This window comes from Bradyrhizobium sp. GW821-FHT13H06 (genome assembly GCF_058803975.1).
Genome location: NZ_JBXAPN010000001.1, coordinates 208,182 through 226,128, shown reverse-complemented (window position 1 = coordinate 226,128; position 17,947 = coordinate 208,182). Strand labels below are relative to the sequence as shown.

Annotated in this window: 16 protein-coding genes; 8 read left to right on the top strand and 8 right to left on the bottom strand. The window is 65.5% G+C overall.

The window, feature by feature from the left end:
• Window positions 1–107: 107 nt before the first annotated feature.
• Complete coding sequence (locus AC1RQP_RS01110) at window positions 108–1,085, top strand: Vgb family protein (RefSeq protein WP_492935628.1); 978 nt, start codon at window positions 108–110, stop codon at window positions 1,083–1,085.
• Window positions 1,086–1,136: 51 nt separating this feature from the next.
• The gene (gene queF, locus AC1RQP_RS01105; RefSeq protein ID WP_492935627.1) at window positions 1,137–1,589 is read left to right on the top strand and encodes a preQ(1) synthase; all 453 of its coding nucleotides are present in this window, start codon (window positions 1,137–1,139) and stop codon (window positions 1,587–1,589) included.
• A 149-nt stretch (window positions 1,590–1,738) separates the two neighbouring features.
• Here the strand turns inward: queF and glsA are convergent, their stop codons facing one another.
• The 8 genes from glsA to AC1RQP_RS01065 form a co-directional block, all read right to left on the bottom strand.
• Window positions 1,739–3,613 (bottom strand): glutaminase A, encoded by a 1,875-nt coding sequence (glsA, locus tag AC1RQP_RS01100; RefSeq protein WP_492935626.1) that lies wholly within the window; start codon window positions 3,611–3,613, stop codon window positions 1,739–1,741.
• A 105-nt stretch (window positions 3,614–3,718) separates the two neighbouring features.
• On the bottom strand, window positions 3,719–4,924 hold the full coding sequence (locus AC1RQP_RS01095; RefSeq protein ID WP_239623790.1) for an MFS transporter: 1,206 nt from the start codon (window positions 4,922–4,924) through the stop codon (window positions 3,719–3,721).
• A complete protein-coding gene (gene kdsA, locus AC1RQP_RS01090; protein WP_492935625.1) occupies window positions 4,924–5,772 on the bottom strand; it encodes a 3-deoxy-8-phosphooctulonate synthase in 849 nt (282 codons plus the stop codon). The genes AC1RQP_RS01095 and kdsA overlap by 1 nt, the downstream gene beginning before the upstream one ends.
• 117 nt (window positions 5,773–5,889) lie before the next feature.
• Window positions 5,890–6,216: an NIPSNAP family protein gene (locus AC1RQP_RS01085; RefSeq protein ID WP_239623792.1), complete on the bottom strand. Its 327-nt coding sequence runs from the start codon at window positions 6,214–6,216 to the stop codon at window positions 5,890–5,892.
• A gap of 81 nt (window positions 6,217–6,297) precedes the next feature.
• Complete coding sequence (pyrG, locus tag AC1RQP_RS01080; protein WP_239623793.1) at window positions 6,298–7,929, bottom strand: CTP synthase; 1,632 nt, start codon at window positions 7,927–7,929, stop codon at window positions 6,298–6,300.
• A 167-nt stretch (window positions 7,930–8,096) separates the two neighbouring features.
• Window positions 8,097–8,483 carry a preprotein translocase subunit SecG gene (gene secG / locus AC1RQP_RS01075; RefSeq protein ID WP_061881423.1) on the bottom strand — a complete coding sequence of 129 codons (387 nt, stop codon included), beginning with the start codon at window positions 8,481–8,483 and terminating at the stop codon, window positions 8,097–8,099.
• 150 nt (window positions 8,484–8,633) lie between these two features.
• On the bottom strand, window positions 8,634–9,392 hold the full coding sequence (gene tpiA / locus AC1RQP_RS01070) for a triose-phosphate isomerase (RefSeq protein ID WP_492935624.1): 759 nt from the start codon (window positions 9,390–9,392) through the stop codon (window positions 8,634–8,636).
• Window positions 9,393–9,426: 34 nt separating this feature from the next.
• On the bottom strand, window positions 9,427–9,624 hold the full coding sequence (locus AC1RQP_RS01065; protein ID WP_239623796.1) for a hypothetical protein: 198 nt from the start codon (window positions 9,622–9,624) through the stop codon (window positions 9,427–9,429).
• Window positions 9,625–9,668: 44 nt separating this feature from the next.
• On the opposite strand from AC1RQP_RS01065, the gene AC1RQP_RS01060 reads away from it, so the two are divergent.
• The 6 genes from AC1RQP_RS01060 (at window position 9,669) to AC1RQP_RS01035 (ending at window position 17,894) form a co-directional block, all read left to right on the top strand.
• On the top strand, window positions 9,669–11,567 hold the full coding sequence (locus AC1RQP_RS01060; protein WP_492935623.1) for a SurA N-terminal domain-containing protein: 1,899 nt from the start codon (window positions 9,669–9,671) through the stop codon (window positions 11,565–11,567).
• A gap of 14 nt (window positions 11,568–11,581) precedes the next feature.
• Complete coding sequence (gene trpD, locus AC1RQP_RS01055) at window positions 11,582–12,595, top strand: anthranilate phosphoribosyltransferase (RefSeq protein WP_492935622.1); 1,014 nt, start codon at window positions 11,582–11,584, stop codon at window positions 12,593–12,595.
• A 7-nt stretch (window positions 12,596–12,602) separates the two neighbouring features.
• The gene (trpC, locus tag AC1RQP_RS01050) at window positions 12,603–13,412 is read left to right on the top strand and encodes an indole-3-glycerol phosphate synthase TrpC (protein WP_492935621.1); all 810 of its coding nucleotides are present in this window, start codon (window positions 12,603–12,605) and stop codon (window positions 13,410–13,412) included.
• Window position 13,413: 1 nt separating this feature from the next.
• A complete protein-coding gene (gene moaC, locus AC1RQP_RS01045; RefSeq protein WP_239623800.1) occupies window positions 13,414–13,932 on the top strand; it encodes a cyclic pyranopterin monophosphate synthase MoaC in 519 nt (172 codons plus the stop codon).
• Window positions 13,933–14,108: 176 nt separating this feature from the next.
• Window positions 14,109–16,841 carry a bifunctional diguanylate cyclase/phosphodiesterase gene (locus tag AC1RQP_RS01040; RefSeq protein ID WP_492935620.1) on the top strand — a complete coding sequence of 911 codons (2,733 nt, stop codon included), beginning with the start codon at window positions 14,109–14,111 and terminating at the stop codon, window positions 16,839–16,841.
• A 297-nt stretch (window positions 16,842–17,138) separates the two neighbouring features.
• Window positions 17,139–17,894, top strand: a complete 756-nt coding sequence (locus tag AC1RQP_RS01035) for an SDR family oxidoreductase (protein ID WP_492935619.1) — start codon at window positions 17,139–17,141, stop codon at window positions 17,892–17,894.
• The last annotated feature ends 53 nt before the right edge of the window (window positions 17,895–17,947 follow it).

Here is a 17,947-nt window from a genome sequence, read left to right as displayed (position 1 = left end):
AACGCTTGGAAGAGCCGCTTCGACTGACGCGTGAAGCGCCTCGGACTATTCTCGACCGCATCTGGTCCGCGTGCCCAACCTCAATCTGAAACAGTCGGGGTAACGCCATGAATCGCCGCCAGTTTCTTGCTTCGAGCGCCGTTCTGCTCACCGCCCGCCCAGGGTTTGCGCAGGAAGCCCCGTTCCGGACAAAATACTACCCCGTCAGCCCGGGCATCGGCCTGCATGATCTCACCCCCGCGCCTGACGGCGCGGTCTGGTTCACGGCGCAGGGCAAGGGCCTGCTCGGCAGGCTCGATCCGCGGGATGGCAGTTTCAAGACGGTCAGCCTCGGCCAGGGCGCAGCGCCGCATGGCGTGACCATCGGCCCCGACGGCGCGCCCTGGATCACCGAGGGCGGCCAGAACGCGATCGCGCGGGTCGACCCCGGCGATCTCAAGGTCACGCTGTTCCGCCTGCCGGAAAAGTTCGCCTACGCCAATCTCAACACTGGCGTGTTCGACAAGCAAGGGACCTACTGGTTCACCGGCCTGTCCGGCTATTACGGCCGGCTCACGCCGAAGACTGGCGAAATGAATATGTTCAAGGCACCGAAGGGCATCGGTCCGTACGGTATCACGGTCACGCCCAAGGGCGATGTCTGGTACGCCTCGCTTGCCGGCAGCTACATCGCGAAGATCGACCTTGCGAGCGGCAATGCGACCGTGGTCGAGCCGCCGACGCCGAACCAGGGCTCGCGGCGGGTGTGGTCCGACTCGAACAGCCGGATCTGGGTCAGCGAATGGAATAGCGGCCATGTCTCGGTGCACGATCCCGCCGATGGCTCCTGGAAGACGTGGAAGCTGCCGGGCGAACGCCCCCGCGCCTACGCCGTCTACGTCGATGACAAGGATAAAGTCTGGCTCACGGATTTCTCCGCCAACGCCATCGTGCGCTTTGATCCCACCACCGAGCGGTTCAACGTGTTCGCCAGCGACAAGGCCAACGCCAATGTGCGCCAGCTCGATGGCAGGCCGGGCGAGCTCTGGGGCTGCGAGTCCGGCAACGACCGGATCGTCATGATCCAGACGACCGCGCACGGTTGACGACAGCGGCATTTGCGTCCATCCCGGCACCCGAAACAGGATGTGACGACGATGGCGAAGAAATCCCTCCAGCTCGGCCGGGCGGTCGAGTGGCCGCAGACGCCGGAAGAAGCCCAGCTCGACCGCGTGCCCAATCCGCAAAAGGGCACCGACTATCTGGTGCGCTTCACGGTGCCGGAATTCACCTCGCTGTGCCCGGTCACGGGCCAGCCTGACTTCGCGCATCTGATGATCGACTACGCGCCGGGTGCGTGGCTGCTGGAGTCGAAGTCCCTCAAGCTCTACATCGCCAGCTTCCGCAACCACGGCGCCTTCCACGAGGACTGCACCGTGATGATCGGCAAGCGTATCGCCAGCGAGATCAAGCCGAAATGGCTGCGCATCGGAGGCTACTGGTATCCGCGCGGCGGCATCCCGATCGACGTCTTCTGGCAGACCGGTCGCGTGCCGAAGGGCCTGTGGGTGCCCGAGCAAGGCGTCGCGCCCTATCGCGGGCGGGGCTGAGCCTCTCGCAAGTCCAGGACGGGGCGCAGCTTCCAACGGTGCTCCGCTGAGCCAGAACCCCAGCACTGCGATGGCGTCCGGACCACCACACGGCGAAGTGCGGCGCGCCGCGCTGCATCCGTGGAACAGGCATAAGCACCAATGGCCGATCAATAGGCGCTGAGCAAATCCACCTTCGCATTCGCGAGCACCAGCCGCCGCGCCAGGATCGCGGCGAGATTGCGCATGATCTTCAATGCCGTTTCCGGGTGCAGGCGGCGGTAATCGGCAAAGCTGTCCAGCGGCAGTTCGAGGCAGGCGACGGGGGTATCGGCAAAGACATCGGCGCTGCGGCGTCCCTCCAGAATCGCCATCTCGCCGAACTCCATGCCGGGGCCGAGGGAAGCCAGCCTCACACCGCTCGGCAGCTTGACGCTGACCATGCCGCTCTGGAGGAAGAACAGCGAATTTGCGGGCTCGCCGGCCGCGATAATGCGCTGGCCGGCCGCGTAACGCCGCGCGGTCGAGAGCTTGACGATGGCGGCGATCTCGTCGGCGTCGAGCTCGGCGAGCAGCACCTGCTCGTGGAGATGCGTGCTCTCCTTCACGTCGGTGAAGCCACCAAAGCGGTAGATCACCTGGTCCTCGGCCCATTCGATGGCGTCGTCGAGCAGCGTGAAGCGCCGCAGCCGGCGCGAATCCGCGGCGCGGGCGGAGATCGCGCGCCAGACCGCCGATGTCTCCTCGAGGCCCGACAGGATCGCAATGACGCCGCCGCGACCGAGCGCGGTCAGCGTCTCGCCGAGCAGTTCGGCGCCGGCCGCGGTGATGTCGGGCACGCGCCGGAAGTCGATGATCAGAAGCGGTGCGTCCGGCGGATCGCTGCTGAGCTTTCGCGTCACATAGTCGATGGTGGCGAAATTCATCGCGCCGACCAGTTCGAGCACACGGACGTCGCTGTGGCGATCATCGAGGATCTGCTGCTCGTGCGGCTGGCGGCTGCGGCGCGAGGAGATCCCGTAGATGTCGTAATCCGCCATGATGCTGGTGCGGACGTCGGCATTGCGGTTGAGCATGTGCAGATCGTAGCGCGCCGACAGCGCCTCGCATACTTTCAGGCCGCGCACGCTGTTGAAATGGTCATCGAGCAACGGCGAGAAAGTGCCGAGCCCCATCTGCGAGGGCAGCGCCGCGACGATGCCGCCGCCGACGCCACTCTTGGCGGGAATACCGACGCGATATGTCCACTCGCCGGCATAGTCGTACATGCCCGAGCTCGTCATCACCGACAGCGTGCGCGCGACGATGTGCGGCGTGATCACCTGCACGCCTGTCACTGGATTGATGCCGCGGTTCGCAAGCGTTGCCGCCATCACCGCCAGATCGCGCGCGGTGACGAGGATGGCGCACTGGCGGAAATAGACGTCGAGCACGGCGTCGACGTCATCCGGCAGCACCGCGTAATTCCGAAGCAGCCAGGCAATGGCGCGGTTGCGATTGCCGGTCGCCGTCTCTGAGGCATGAACGGCATCATCGACGCCGAGCTGGCGGCCCGCGAACTCGCTGAGCTTGGCCCGGACGCGCTCGAAGGCGCCCTTCCCGTCCACCTCGTAAATCAGGCCCGAGCAGGCGATCGCGCCGGCATTGACCATTGGGTTGAAGGGACGGTTGTCGTTGGTGAGCCTGATCGAATTGAACGCTTCGCCGCTCGGTTCGACCCCGATGGTGGCCGCGACACGCTCTTCGCCGACCATCTCCAACGCCAGCGCAAAGACGAACGCCTTCGACACCGACTGGATCGTGAACGGCACCGCGCTGTCGCCAACCTCGTAGACATGGCCGTCGATGGTGACGAGCGCGATACCGAAATGATCGGGGTTGGCGCGCTTCAGCTCGGGGATGTAGTCGGCAAGTTCGCCGGAATGATCGAGCCTGAACTCCTCGTGGCAATCGGTTAGGAAGCGGCGGAGCGGAGGCCTGGTCGAATACCCGGTCGATCCAGGCGTGCCTGCTGGGCTGGGCAAACGGTCGGGCTGCGCATCCACGGTCCACACCTCGATTTGCCCAGATTAAAAGCAATTCGTGTGCCATGCATACGCGACTGCCGGTGTCATGGTGGGGCGACGGCCCACTCGAGGGCCCCCTGGACGTCAGCGCGCGTCCGCCGGCGCGCGCTGCTTGAGCAGTCGGGCGCAGACGAGGCCCAGCACCACCATGATCGCGGCGCTCACAAGCAGCGTCGGCATCTTGCCGGCGTGCTGGAGGCCGAAGCCATAGGCGAGCGGCCCCACGGTCTGCCCCATGAAGAAGAAGAACGAATGCAGCGACAACGCGGTGGCGCGCGCCTCGACCGAAAGCTCGCTGGCGAAGACCTGGAGACAGCCATGGGCAATGTAGAACCCCCAGCCCATGACGATGAGGTTGAGCGCCTGAACCTCCCAGCGTGGGCCGAAGGCCACGGCGACGAGCTGCGAGGCCACCAGCGTCATGCCCGCGATCATCATGCCCTTGACGCCCAGCCATGGCAGCAGGCGCGACACCGTCAGCGTGTAGAACAGGCCGCCGACCGCAAAGCCGGCGATGACGATGCCGGCGATCGACAGCGAGGTCTGGCCGAGCTCGAACAGGAACGAAGCGATGTAGGGAAACAGCCCGAGCACGCAGCAGCCTTCGATGAACACCGCCGAGTAGCAGACATAGGCGTTCGGATTGGTGAAGATGGTGCGATAGCCGGCCTTCAGCGCCGACAGGCTCGTCTTCGGCGGATGCTTGACCTTGGCGCCGCGGAAGCCGGCCGCAACGGCGATCGAGGCGACGATCACGAGCGCGCCGAGCACCGCCAGCACGCCGCGCCAGCCGAGGAAATCGCCGATCAGGCCGGACGCCGAGGCGCCGAGCAGATTGCCGGTCATGGCGCCGGCGAGCGTGCGGCTGATCGCGACCTGGCGTTTGTCGGGCCCGACGAGATCGCTGGTGAGGCTCAGCGCCACCGGAAACACGCCGCCGGAGCCGATGCCGGCGAGAATGCGGGTCGCGAACAAGACCGAGAACGAGGACGAGAGCGCGCCCAGGATGTTGGCAAGGCCGAGCAGCGCGAGACAGCCGATCATCAGCCGCGTCTTGCCGAACAGATCGGCGGCGGCGCCGATGATTGGCTGGATGATCGAGAACGTAAAAGCGAACACCGCGGCAAAGCCCGCGGCAGTGGCGATGCTGACGCCAAAATCCTCGGCGACGTGCGGCAGCACCGGATCGAGCGCGCGTGCCGAGAGTGCAGCGGCGAAGCTCGCGCCTGATATGACGTAGAGCGCTGTCGGCAAGCCGTGATCGTGCGGCCGCGCCTCGCCTTCCTGCATCAGCGCGGATTCTTTGCGAGCGCGTCGAACGCCATCAGCCTGGCGATCAGCGCCTCGAACTCGCGCAGGGGCACCATGTTGGGTCCGTCCGAGGGCGCGCGGTCGGGATCGGGATGGGTCTCGATGAACACGCCGGCAACGCCGACCGCAACGGCCGCGCGTGCGAGCACCGGCACGAATTCGCGCTCGCCGCCCGAGGAGGTCCCCTTCCCGCCGGGCTGCTGCACCGAATGGGTGGCGTCGAAGATCACGGGCGCGCCGGTGGTACGCGCCAGGATCGGCAGCGCGCGCATGTCGGAGACCAGCGTGTTGTAGCCGAAGGACACACCGCGTTCGGTGACGAGCACGTTGGGATTGTCGGCGCCGGTGATCTTGCTCACCACATTGGCCATGTCCCAGGGCGCCAGGAACTGGCCCTTCTTGACGTTGACGACCTTGCCGGTTGCGGCCGCGGCCAGAAGGAGATCGGTCTGGCGGCACAGGAAGGCGGGGATCTGCAAGATGTCCACGGCCTGCGCCACCTCGGCACATTGCGTGGCCTCGTGCACGTCGGTCAGCACCGGCAGGCCGAGCGAGGATCGGATCTCGGCGAAGATCGGCAGCGACTGGGCGAGGCCAAGCCCGCGCGCCGCCGACGCGCTGGTGCGGTTGGCCTTGTCGAAGGAGGTCTTGTAGACGAGGCCAATGTTCAGCCGCGCGGCGATCTCCTTCAGCGCGGAGGCGACCTCCAGCGCATGCTGACGGCTCTCGAGCTGGCAGGGCCCGGCAATGATCGAGATCGGCAGATCGTTGCCGAACTTGACCTTGCCAATGGTGACGACCGGCGCCGCCGACTTCGAAGAGCTCAAGGCAAATCCCTCGTTTCGGCGCGACCATAGCCGTGATGAGGGTCGGATCAACCCTCTTCCGCCCGGGCCGTTCGAATATCAGGGTTGCGCCAGGGTTCCCCGCTGCGGCAGGCAGCGCTACTTCACCGAGGAGAAGGCGGTCGGCGCCAGGATCTGGCTGACGATGTTGGCGACGATCTGGCCGTCCGCTTCCGACTTGGCGCGGGCCTCGATCCATTCCGGATCGGTCATGAACGCGCCCCACTTCTTCTCGCGCTCGGCGAGCGACTCCCAGGCCAGGAAATAGGTGAGCTCCTGGTTGGATTCACCGATCAGCGTCGTGAAGAAGCCGGCCTGCTTGATGCCGTGCCTCTCCCAGATCTTCAGCGTGACCGTGTCAAAGCGCTTCAAGAGCGCCGGCAGACGGCCGGGCACGCAGCGATACTGACGCATTTCATAGATCATCGGAGCTCACTCCCTGGATTGTTGTTCTTGCGGTCGGAGTTGTCGCAACAAACGGCGCGATCGTCAAAGGCCCGGAGCGCGCTACACGAGCCGGCTCTGCTTCGCCGCCGCCTCGATGAACGAGGCGAACAGCGGATGCGGCTCGAACGGCCGCGACTTCAACTCGGGGTGAAACTGGACGCCGATGAACCAGGGGTGATCCTCGTACTCGACGATCTCAGGCAGCACGCCGTCGGGCGAGAGCCCTGAGAACTTCAAGCCGTGCTGCTCGAGCCGATCCTTGTAGGCGGTGTTGACCTCGTAGCGATGGCGATGACGCTCGGAGATCTCGGTCGCGCCGCCATAGACCTGCGAAACCCGGCTGCCGCGATTGAGCGCGGCGGGATAGGCGCCCAACCGCATCGTGCCGCCGAGGTCGCCGACCTGCGAGCGCTTCTCGAGCTCGTTGCCGCGCAGCCATTCCGTCATCAGGCCGACCAAAGGCTCCCTGGTGGGGCCGAACTCGGTGGAATTGGCGTCCTCGATTCCGACGAGGTTTCGCGCCGCCTCGATCACCGCCATCTGCATGCCGAAGCAGATGCCGAAATACGGAACGTCGCGCTCGCGCGCGAACTGCGCCGCCTTGATCTTTCCTTCCGCGCCACGCTGGCCGAAACCTCCGGGCACCAGGATGCCGTTGACGTGCTCGAGGAACGGCGCAGGATCTTCCTTCTCGAAGATCTCGCTCTCGATCCAGTCGAGATTGACCTTCACCTTGTTGGCGATGCCGCCATGCGAGAGGGCCTCGATCAGCGACTTATACGCATCCTTCATGCCGGTGTACTTGCCGACGATGGCGATGGTGACGTTGCCTTCGGGGTTGCGGATGCGCTCGTTGATCTCTTGCCAGCTGCGCAGCTCCGGCGGAATGCGCGAGGCGATGCCGAAGGCCGCGAGCACCTCGTCGTCGAGTCCCGCGTTGTGATAGGCCTCGGGCACGGCGTAGATGTTGTCGACGTCGCGCGCCTCGATCACGGCGCTTTCGCGCACGTTGCAGAACAGCCCGAGCTTGCGCCGCTCCTCCTTCGGGATCTCGCGGTCGGTGCGGCAGAGCAGGATGTCCGGCTGGATGCCGATCGAGCGCAGCTCCTTCACCGAGTGCTGCGTCGGCTTGGTCTTGAGCTCGCCGGCGCTCGGGATATAGGGCAGCAGCGTGAGGTGGATATAGACGGCGTGATCGCGCGGCAGCTCGTTCTTGAGCTGGCGGATCGCCTCGAAGAACGGCAGCCCCTCGATATCGCCGACGGTGCCGCCGATCTCGACCAGCACGAAGTCGTAATCGTCATTGCCGTCGAGGACGAACTCCTTGATGGCGTTGGTGACGTGCGGAACAACCTGGATGGTCGCGCCGAGATAGTCGCCGCGGCGCTCCTTGGAGATGATGTCCTGGTAGATGCGCCCCGTCGTGATGTTGTCGGCCTTGGTCGCAGGCCGCCCGGTGAAGCGCTCGTAGTGACCGAGATCGAGATCGGTCTCCGCGCCGTCGTCGGTTACGAACACTTCGCCGTGCTGGTACGGCGACATCGTTCCGGGATCGAGGTTGAGATAGGGGTCGAGCTTGCGGAGGCGGACCTTGTAGCCCCGGGCCTGCAGCAGGGCACCGAGTGCCGCTGAAGCCAAACCCTTGCCGAGCGAAGAAACCACGCCGCCGGTGATGAATATGTACCGCGCCATGGGACTTAACCTCTAATCCCCTAAATTCGATTCGCCAAAGCGATTCGTATTCCGCCCCAAAAGATTTCGCGGGCCTGTGGGTGAGCCAGAACTAAGAGTGGTGACAGTGTCTTGATGGGGATTGTTGATGCAGGACGGTAGCAGCCGGCCTGCATGGCCCCCCTGCTTTATTGCGAGCGCGGCACCTGCGGACCTGATGGCGCCTGGTTCTGCTGCTGCTCGTCGGCCTTCTTCAGCGAATCCAGGATGCCGCCCGAGGTCGGCGGCGCGATCGGCGATCCGCCGGCCGGCTGGGTCTGCGACGCAGGCGTGCCAATGATCGATGACGGCTTGCGGTCGTAGCCGGCGTACCAGGACAGGAACAGGCTGGTGAGAAAGAAGCCGACGGCCAGGATCGCGGTGGTCCGCGTCAGAAGGTTCGCAGTGCCGCGGCTCGACATGAAGCCGGCGCCTCCGCCCATGCCGAGCCCGCCGCCTTCCGACTTCTGGAGCAGGACGGTGCCGATCATGACGGCGACGATCATGAGGTGGATGACGATGACAACGGTCTGCATAATATCCTTCCGTCACAAGCGGACGGCGCCTGACGGCGGCCGATCGCGCTTCGCGGTTTTCCTGAAGTTGCGCGGTGTTACACGATCGGGAGGGGTATTGCCACCCCCGATCGGACCCGAACCCAACGGTTTGAACGAGCCGGGCAGCGCTTAGCTAGGGCAGCCCTTGGCGATCGCAAGGAAATCGGCTGCTTTCAGGCTGGCGCCGCCGACCAGCGCACCGTTGACGTTTTTCACCGCCATCAGTTCGGCCGCATTCGAGGGCTTGACCGACCCGCCGTAGAGGATGCGCATTCCGGCACCTTCGGCTTTGAACCGGGAGATCAGGAGTTCCCGGATAAAGCCATGAATCTGCTCGACATCCTTGGTTGTCGGCGTCAGCCCGGTGCCGATCGCCCAGACCGGCTCGTAGGCCACGACCAGATTGGCTGTGGTGGAGCCGTCTGGCAGTGAACCGTCGAGCTGGCTGCGCAGGACGTCCAGGGTTTGGCCGGCATCGCGCTGGCCTTGCGTCTCGCCGATACAGACGATCGCCGTCGCCCCGGCGCGCCAGGCGGCTTCGGCCTTCTGGCGGACCAGAGCATCGCCCTCGCCGTGGTCGGCGCGGCGCTCGGAATGGCCGACGATGATGGCGGTTGCGCCCGCATCCACCAGCATCTCGGCGGCGACATCACCGGTATGGGCGCCGGAGACCTTGGAATGGCAGTCCTGGGCCCCCACCGCGACCTTCTTGCCGCGCGCCTTGTCGGCGAAGGCGGCGACCAGGGTCGCCGGCGGGCAAACCAGCAGGTCGGCCTTGCCAGCCACGTCTGCCGCACCGTTGAGCATGGCGTCGAATTCGGCAGCCTGGGCTTTCAGGCCGTTCATTTTCCAGTTGCCGGCAATCAGCGGTCGGATGGCGTCGGTCATGTCAGGGTCCAGCGAAATGAGGTTTGTGGATGCGCTAGCAGAGCTGTCGCGGCAGTTCCAGATTCTTGTTTTGACGCGTTTTCTTGAAGCGAACCGGGTCCACTTCGCTGGAAAACGCTTTGGGGCCTTTAACCGCAGTCTCGAGCGGCCGCGTGAGGCGAGGTTGCGGGGGGAAAGCCGCCACTTTATGATGATCTATCAATTTGGTGACGCGCTTTTGCGGAATCTGCATTAAGACGCGCTCCGTTCCCCTCCTGACCAAACAAGTTGGACCAAATGCTTCGAGGAATGCGCAAGGCCTCATCAAACTGGCTCGGCAAGACCATCATGGCCATTGTGATGGGCGTGTTGATCATCAGTTTCGGCGTTTGGGGCATCGCCGACATCTTCAAGGGCTTCGGGCAGTCCACGGTGGCCAAGGTCGGCAGCACGGAGATTTCGCTCAACGAGTTCCGCCAGATCTACACCGACCGCCTGCAGCAGATCAGCCGCCAGTTCGGCCGGCCGTTGACGCCCGACCAGGCCCGCGCCTTCGGCCTCGATCGCCAGGTGCTCCAGCAGACCATCGCGGAAGCCGCCCTCGACGAAGAGGCGCGCCGGCTCGGGCTCGGCCAGACCGACGACCAGATCCGCCAGGTCATCATGAACGATCCCAACTTCAAGGGCGTCGGCGGCAATTTCGATGCGAACCGCTTCCAGGCCGTGATCCGCAATTTCGGCTATACCGAGCAGCGCTACGTCGCCGAGCAGCGCAAGGTGTCGCTGCGCCGCCAGATCACCGGCACGATCGGCGCCGGCCTAGAGCCGCCGAAGGCCATGATCGACGCGCTCACGCGCTTCCAGAACGAGCAGCGCTCCATTGAATTCGTCAAGCTCGACGCCGCGCAGGCGGGCACGATCGACGCGCCCTCACCCGAAGCCCTCGCCACCTATTTCGAGGATCACAAGGTCCAGTTCCGCGCGCCCGAATACCGCAAGATCGCCTTCGTCGTGATCTCGCCGGAAGACATCGGCAAATGGACCGAGGTCTCCGACGAGGACGCGAAGAAGGTGTTCGAGCAGCGCAAGGACCGGCTCGGCACGCCGGAGAAGCGACAAATCCAGCAGATCGTGTTTCCGAACGTCGCCGAAGCGCAAGCCGCACGCGAGCGCCTGGTCGGCGGGCTGTCGTTCGAAGACCTCGGCAAGGAACGTGGGCTGAGCGCCTCCGACATCGACCTCGGGCTCGTGACCAAGTCTTCGCTCACTCCCGCGGTCGGCGATGCCGCCTTCTCGCTTCCTGCCGGCGAGATCAGCCAGCCGATCCAGAGCGGACTTGGCGTTGCGATCGTCAAGGTCGACAAGATCGAGCCGGGCAAGGAAGCGGACTACGCCAGCCTTGCCGGCGAAATCAAACGCGAGATCGCCACCGAACGGGCCCGCGTCAAGGTCGCAGATCTCCGCGACAAGATGGAAGACGAGCGCGGCGGCGGCTCCAGCGTGATCGACGCGGCGCAGAAGCTCGGCCTCACCGCCGTGACCATCGACGCCGTCGACCGTTCCGGCCGCGCCCCGAACGGCCAGCCGGTCGCCAGCATCCCGCAGGGTCTCGACGTGGTGTCGCAGGCCTTCAACACCGACGTCGGCGTCGACAACGACGCGATCTCGTTCAAGGGCGGCTATGTCTGGTACGACGTGCTCGCCATCACGCCCTCGCGCGACCGCAATCTCGACGAGGTCCGCGACCAGGTCGAGGCGCGCTGGCGCCAGGACCAGATCGCGGCCAGGCTGAAGGCCAAGGCGACGGAGATGGTGCAGAAGCTCGAAGCAGGCGGCAAGCTCACTGACGAGGCCGCCGCGATCGGCGCCAAGGTCGAGACCGCGACCGGCTTCAAGCGCGACGACTCGCCCGCCGGCGTGCCCGCCACCGTCGTGTCGGCCGCCTTCCGCACCGCCAAGGACGGCGTCGGACAGACGGCCGTGAGCGGCGGCAGCGAGGTCATCGTCTTCCGCGTCACCGACATCGTCGATCCCGCGGTCGATGTCGCCTCCGACGAGGTCAAGAAGCTGAAGGAGAGCCTCGACCGGGCCCTGACCGAGGAGCAGGTCGCCTCCTACGTCAACAAGCTCGAGACCGACATCGGGACCACCATCAATCAGGCCGCCTTCGCGCAGGTGACCGGCGCGAACCAGTGAGTTGAAAGCACGCGATGGACGACCTGAAATCGATCATTGGAAAAGTGGCGACCGGCGCCAGCCTGTCGCGTGACGAAGCCGCTTCCGCCTTCGACGCCATGATGTCGGGCGAGGCCACGCCATCGCAGATGGGCGGCCTGTTGATGGCGCTGCGCGTGCGCGGCGAGACCGTGGACGAGATCACGGGCGCCGTTTCCGCGATGCGCTCCAAAATGCTGACCGTGACGGCGCCGCCCGAAGCCGTCGACATCGTCGGCACCGGCGGCGACGGCTCCGGCTCGGTCAACGTCTCGACCTGCGCCTCCTTCATCGTCTCGGGCGCCGGCGTGCCGGTCGCCAAGCACGGCAACCGCGCGCTGTCGTCGCGCTCGGGCGCCGCCGACGTGCTGGCCTCGCTCGGGGTGAAGATCGACCTGAAGCCGGAGCAGGTCGGACGCTGCGTGCGCGAATGCGGCATCGGCTTCATGTTCGCCCCCGCCCATCATCCCGCGATGAAGAACGTCGGCCCGACCCGGGTCGAGCTTGCGACGCGCACGATCTTCAACCTGCTCGGCCCCCTGTCCAATCCGGCCGGCGTGAAACGCCAGATGGTCGGCGTGTTCTCCAGGCAATGGGTGCAGCCGCTGGCGCAGGTGCTGAAGAACCTCGGCTCGGAATCCGCATGGGTCGTGCACGGCTCCGACGGCCTCGACGAGATCACCCTCACCGGCCCGACCTTCGTCTCCGCGCTCCACAATGGCGAGATTCGGAATTTCGAGGTGACGCCCGAGGAGGCCGGACTGTCGCGTTGCGAGGCCGGTGCGCTCAAGGGCGGCGACGCCGATGCCAATGCGATCGCGCTGCAAAGCGTGCTCGACGGCAAGCCGAGCCCCTATCGCGACGTGGCGCTGATCAACGCCGCCGCCGCGCTGGTCGTGGCCGGCCGCGCCAACGACCTCAAGGAGGGCGTCGCGATCGGCGCCCGCTCAATCGACAGCGGCGCGGCCAACGCGAAGCTGAAGCACCTGGTCACAGTCTCGAACAGCTGAATTGCGCATGTCCGACATCCTGACCAAGATCGAGACCTATAAGCGCGAGGAGATCGCGGCAGCGAAGCGGACGCGTCCGCTCTCCGCCGTGGAGGCGCAAGCCAGGGCCGCGTCCGCGCCGCGTGGTTTCCTGCGCGCGATCAAGAGCAAGGTTGCCAACGGCGACTACGCGCTGATCGCCGAGATCAAGAAGGCCTCGCCTTCCAAGGGTCTCATCCGCGCCGATTTCGACCCGCCGGCCCTCGCAAGAGCCTATGAGGCGGGCGGAGCGGCCTGTCTGTCAGTGCTGACGGATACGCCCTCGTTCCAGGGTCATCTCGACTTCCTGGTGGCGGCGCGCGCGGCAACGTCGCTGCCGGTGCTGCGCAAGGATTTCATGTTCGACACCTATCAGGTCGTCGAGGCGCGCGCGCACGGCGCCGACTGCATCCTGATCATCATGGCGGCGCTCGATGATGCCGCCGCGAGGGATATCGAAGACGCCGCCATCGCCTATGGCATGGACGTCCTGATCGAGATCCATGACCGCGCCGAGCTCGAGCGGGCGCTGAAGCTGCGGTCGCCGATGATCGGCGTCAACAACCGCAACCTGCGCACCTTCGAGACCACGCTTGCGACCAGCGAGGCGCTGGCGCCGCTGATCCCTCGAGACCGGCTGATGGTCGGCGAGAGCGGTATCTTCACGCCAGAAGATCTCGCCCGGCTCGAGCGCGTCGGCATAGCGACGTTCCTCGTCGGCGAAAGCCTGATGCGGCAGGCCGACGTCACTGCGGCGACGCGCGCGCTACTCGCGCGCAGCACGACGGGCACGCGCTGATATGGCGCGCAAGCCAGCCAAGACGAAGCCGGCCAAATCCAAGGCCGGCCCCGCCCTCACCCATATCGGCGCCTCCGGCGAGGCGCGGATGGTCGACGTCTCGGACAAGCCCGCGACCGAGCGGCTTGCTGTCGCGGAAGGCCGCGTTGTCATGACCAGGGCGACGCTCGACCTGATCGTGTCGGGCAACGCCAAGAAAGGTGACGTGCTCGGCACCGCGCGCATCGCCGGCATCATGGCCGCCAAGCGCACATCGGAGCTGATCCCGCTCTGCCATCCGCTCGCGCTGTCGAAGGTGACGGTCGACATCGAGCCTGACGTGAAATTGCCGGGCTGCCTCGTTCGGGCCAGCGTGAAGGTGACGGGCCCGACCGGCGTCGAGATGGAGGCCCTCACCGCCGTCTCGGTCGCCTGCCTCACCATCTACGACATGATCAAGGCGGTCGAGCGCGGCGTGCGCATCGAAGACATCCACCTGGTCGAGAAGCTCGGCGGCAAATCCGGCCACTACCGCGCCTGAAACCGCTTGCTGCGGCGAACCGCCTCTCGCGCGGCTCACATCGATTGCTTTTGAGCGCGGCCTTTCATGTTGCGTTAACCGCGCTTCCTAACTTTGCCTCCACACCGTTCCCGTAAACCAACGGGTGTTTCCAGGGCCAAGAATTGATCCTGAGGTGTGCCCGGCAATGATCCAGCATGATGACGAAATTCGGCAGTCGCCTCTTTGACCAAGCCTTCGTGCGCGGCGGTCCGATCCGCTGGCTGGTGGTGGGCGGCACGCTGCTGATCGCGGCCATCGCCATCGGCTCTGTCCTGATGGCGCAGAATTTCCGCGAGCGGGCGCTACGCAACTCCGGCCGCGAGCTGGAAAACACCGCGCTGCTGCTCGCTCATCATTTCGATCAGCAGTTGCAGGATTTCGCGGTCATCCAGAAGGATTTCGTCGACCACGTCCGCTCGAGCGGAATCACGACCGGGGAAGACTATCGCAAGCGCCTTTCGGGCGAGGACGTTCACCGGATGCTGCGGTCGAAGATCGAGGCGCTGCCCTACATCGGCGGCGTCAACGTCACCGATGCCGAAGGCAATCTGATCAATTCGTCGACCGCATGGCCGGCTCCGAAGGTGAACGTGGCCGATCGCGCCTACTTCCGCACCTTCAAATACGATCCCTTTTCGCCTGATGTCCTGATCGAGCCGCTGCATAGCCGCGTCTCGGGCGCATGGACCATCCTGGTGGCCCGGAAGATCGTCGGGCCAAGCGGCGAGTTCCTCGGCGTCGTCGGACGCGGGATCGAACCCGCCAACTTTGAGAAATTCTTCGCCTCCGTCGTGCTCGGCGACGGCGCGACGATCTCGATGCTGCATCGCGATGGCACGCTGCTCGCCCGCTATCCCCATTCCAGCGAACTGATGGGACGTAATTTCAAGACCGGTTCGTTCGCCCATCAGAGGATTTTCGGCCTCGATCACTTCGCCGGCCGTTTCACGAGCCCCGTCGACGGCGAGGACCGGCTGATCTCCGCGCGTGCCCTGCCGCACTTTCCGATCCTGATGATGGCCAGCACGACGCGGGCGGCGGCCCTGGCGGACTGGCGCGAGCAGATCGGCATCCTGATCTCGGTTGCGGCCTCTTCCGCGCTCGCCATCGCAGGCGTGCTGATTGCGATCGTGCGCAAGCTGCTGGAGCAGCACCGCCTTTCGCGCGAACGGCTGACCCTGGAGAAGCAGCGGCTCGACCGCGCCGTCAACAACATGACGCAGGGCCTCCTGCTGTTCGACGCCGAGCAGCGGCTCGTGGTCTGCAACCAGCGCTACATCGAGATGTACGGATTGTCGGCCGAGATCGTGAAGCCCGGTTCCAGCTTCCACGACATCATCGCCCATCGCAGGGCCACCGGCTCGTTCACCGGCGACGTCGATGCTTACGTCGCGCTCGTGCTGAAGGACATCCATGTCCGCAATTCCATGGTGGTCGATACTTCCGACGGCCGCTCGATCCACATCCTCAACGAACCGCTCGCGGATGGCGGCTGGGTCGCGACCCATGAGGACATCACCGAGCGCCGTCGCATCGAGGAGCGCATCACCCACCTCGCCCATTACGACGCGCTGACGGACCTGCCCAACCGCACCATGTTCCACGAGCATCTGCGCGAAGTGCTGGCCGCGGTCCGCGACGGCGAACAGATCGCGGTGCATTACATCGACATCGACGAGTTCAAGGGCGTCAACGACGCGCTCGGCCATCTCGTCGGCGACGAGCTGTTGAAATCGGTAGCCGCGAGCCTCCAGCGCTGCGCAGGCCCGGCGGACTTCGTGGCGCGACTCGGTGGCGACGAATTCGCCATCGTGCAGAGCGCGGTGACGTCGCCGGACCAGGTCGACGAGCTCGTCGCGCGGGTCTTCGAAGCCATCCGCACGCCGTTCGACTGCATGGGCCATCATCTCACCACCGATGCCAGCATCGGCATTGCGCTTGCGCCGGAACACGGAACGGTGCTGGACCAGATCCTCAAGAATGCGGACATGGCGATGTACGCGGCGAAGTCTGCCGGACGCCGCACCTATCGCTTCTTCGAGCCGGACATGGATGCCAGGGTCCGCGAGCGACGCCAGCTCGAGAGCGACCTGCGCCACGCCATCGCCCAAGGGGGGTTCGAAGGCGGGCTCGAGGTTCATTACCAGCCCTGCCTGGGCCTGAAGGACGACCGCATCACCGGCTGCGAGGCATTGGTGCGCTGGCGCCATCCCGAGCGCGGCATGGTCTCGCCGGGCGAGTTCATCCCGATCGCCGAAGATACCGGCCTGATCAACGAGATCGGCGAATGGGTGCTGGCGACCGCCTGCCGGGACGCGGCCACCTGGCCCGACGACATCCGCCTCGCCGTCAACGTCTCGCCGGTGCAGTTCAAGAGCGGCACGCTGGCGCTGAAGATCATGGCGGCGCTCGCTGCGTCGAACCTGCCGGCGAGCCGGCTCGAGCTCGAGATCACCGAAGCGGTCCTGATCCGCGACGACGATGCAGCGCTCGCGATCCTGCACCAGCTCCGAGCCATCGGCGTGCGCATCGCGCTCGACGATTTCGGCACCGGCTACTCATCCCTGAGCTATCTGCACCGTTTCCCCTTCGACAAGATCAAGATCGACCGCTGCTTCGTCGACGACATCGCCCGCCCCGACGGCTCCGCCAGCATCGTTCAGGCCGTCGTCAACCTGGCGGCCTCCCGCCGCATGACCACCACGGCCGAGGGCGTCGAGACCGAGGAGCAGCAGCGCCTGCTTCGCACGCTCGGCTGTTCCGAGATGCAGGGCTATCTGTTCAGTGCCGCCAAGCCTGCCGACAAGATGCTGGAGCTGTTCGCGCTGCATCGCAGCCGGCTTGCCCGACGCGAAGGCAGCGAGGGCCGTCGCCGCGAGGCCGGTTAGGATTTCGGCCGGCCCGTCAAGGCTTGACGACTGCGGCCGGCCAACCTATTCCTCATCTTGCAGCTGCCGAAATGGCGCGGCCGTAGGCGTTACCGTCATCCAACGCGTCCTTTGTCGAGAGGATCCCAGCAGGGAATTCTCGATTCACGAGACGCCACGGTCATACCATCACTCCCCCTGTCAGCGGATGTTCACCCGTTCAAGACAACGAAGCCGCGCCGGCGGCTGTCTTGCCGGATCGCTGATCAAATGGAATTGCAGGATTGCCGTGGCCTTTCTCAATCGAAAGGCACCACCATGAAGATGACTGGCAACACGATCCTCGTCATAGGCGGCACCAGTGGAATCGGCCGCGCGTTGGCCGAGGCTTTCCACAGCCGCGACAATCGCGTCATCGTAACGGGGCGACGGCAGGCCCTGCTCGACCAGATCGTGGCCGAACGGCCCGGCCTGATCGGCCTGCCGCTCGACATTGACGATCCCGCAAGCCTGCAACGTTTGTCGGGCCGGCTCCGGAACGAGTTTCCCGAGCTCAACGTGCTGATCGCCAACGCCGGCATTTCGCGGCCCGAAGACATGACCTCAGACGTCTGGGATGCCTCGGATGCAGAAGCAATCGTCAGGACAAACATTCTGGGTGTGCTGCGCGCGACGGCAGCGCTGTTGCCGATCTTGAAGCGGCAACCGGGCGCCACGATCATCGCAACCAGCTCGAACCTCGCCTTCGTGCCGCGCGCCGACTTTCCGACCTACTGCGCCAGCAAGGCGTTCCTGCATTCCTGGCTGCAGTCGCTGCGGCACCAGCTTCGCAAGCGACCCGTCGCGGTACTGGAGCTCGCGCCGCCCTACGTCCAGACCGAGCTGACCGGCGCGCAGCAGGCCAGCGACGCGCGCGCCATGCCGCTGGCGGCTTACGTTGCGGAGGTCATGCAATTGCTGGAGCTGGGGTCTCACCCCAATGGTGAGGTACTGGTGGAGCGTGACCGCGCCCGGCGCTGGGCCGAGCGCGACGGCCGCTACGAGGTGACATTCGCGGCGATGAACCCAGCTTGAGGTGGCGCGCCCGAACGAAATCGCCCGGGAGCGGCAACCCACTCCCGGGCGAT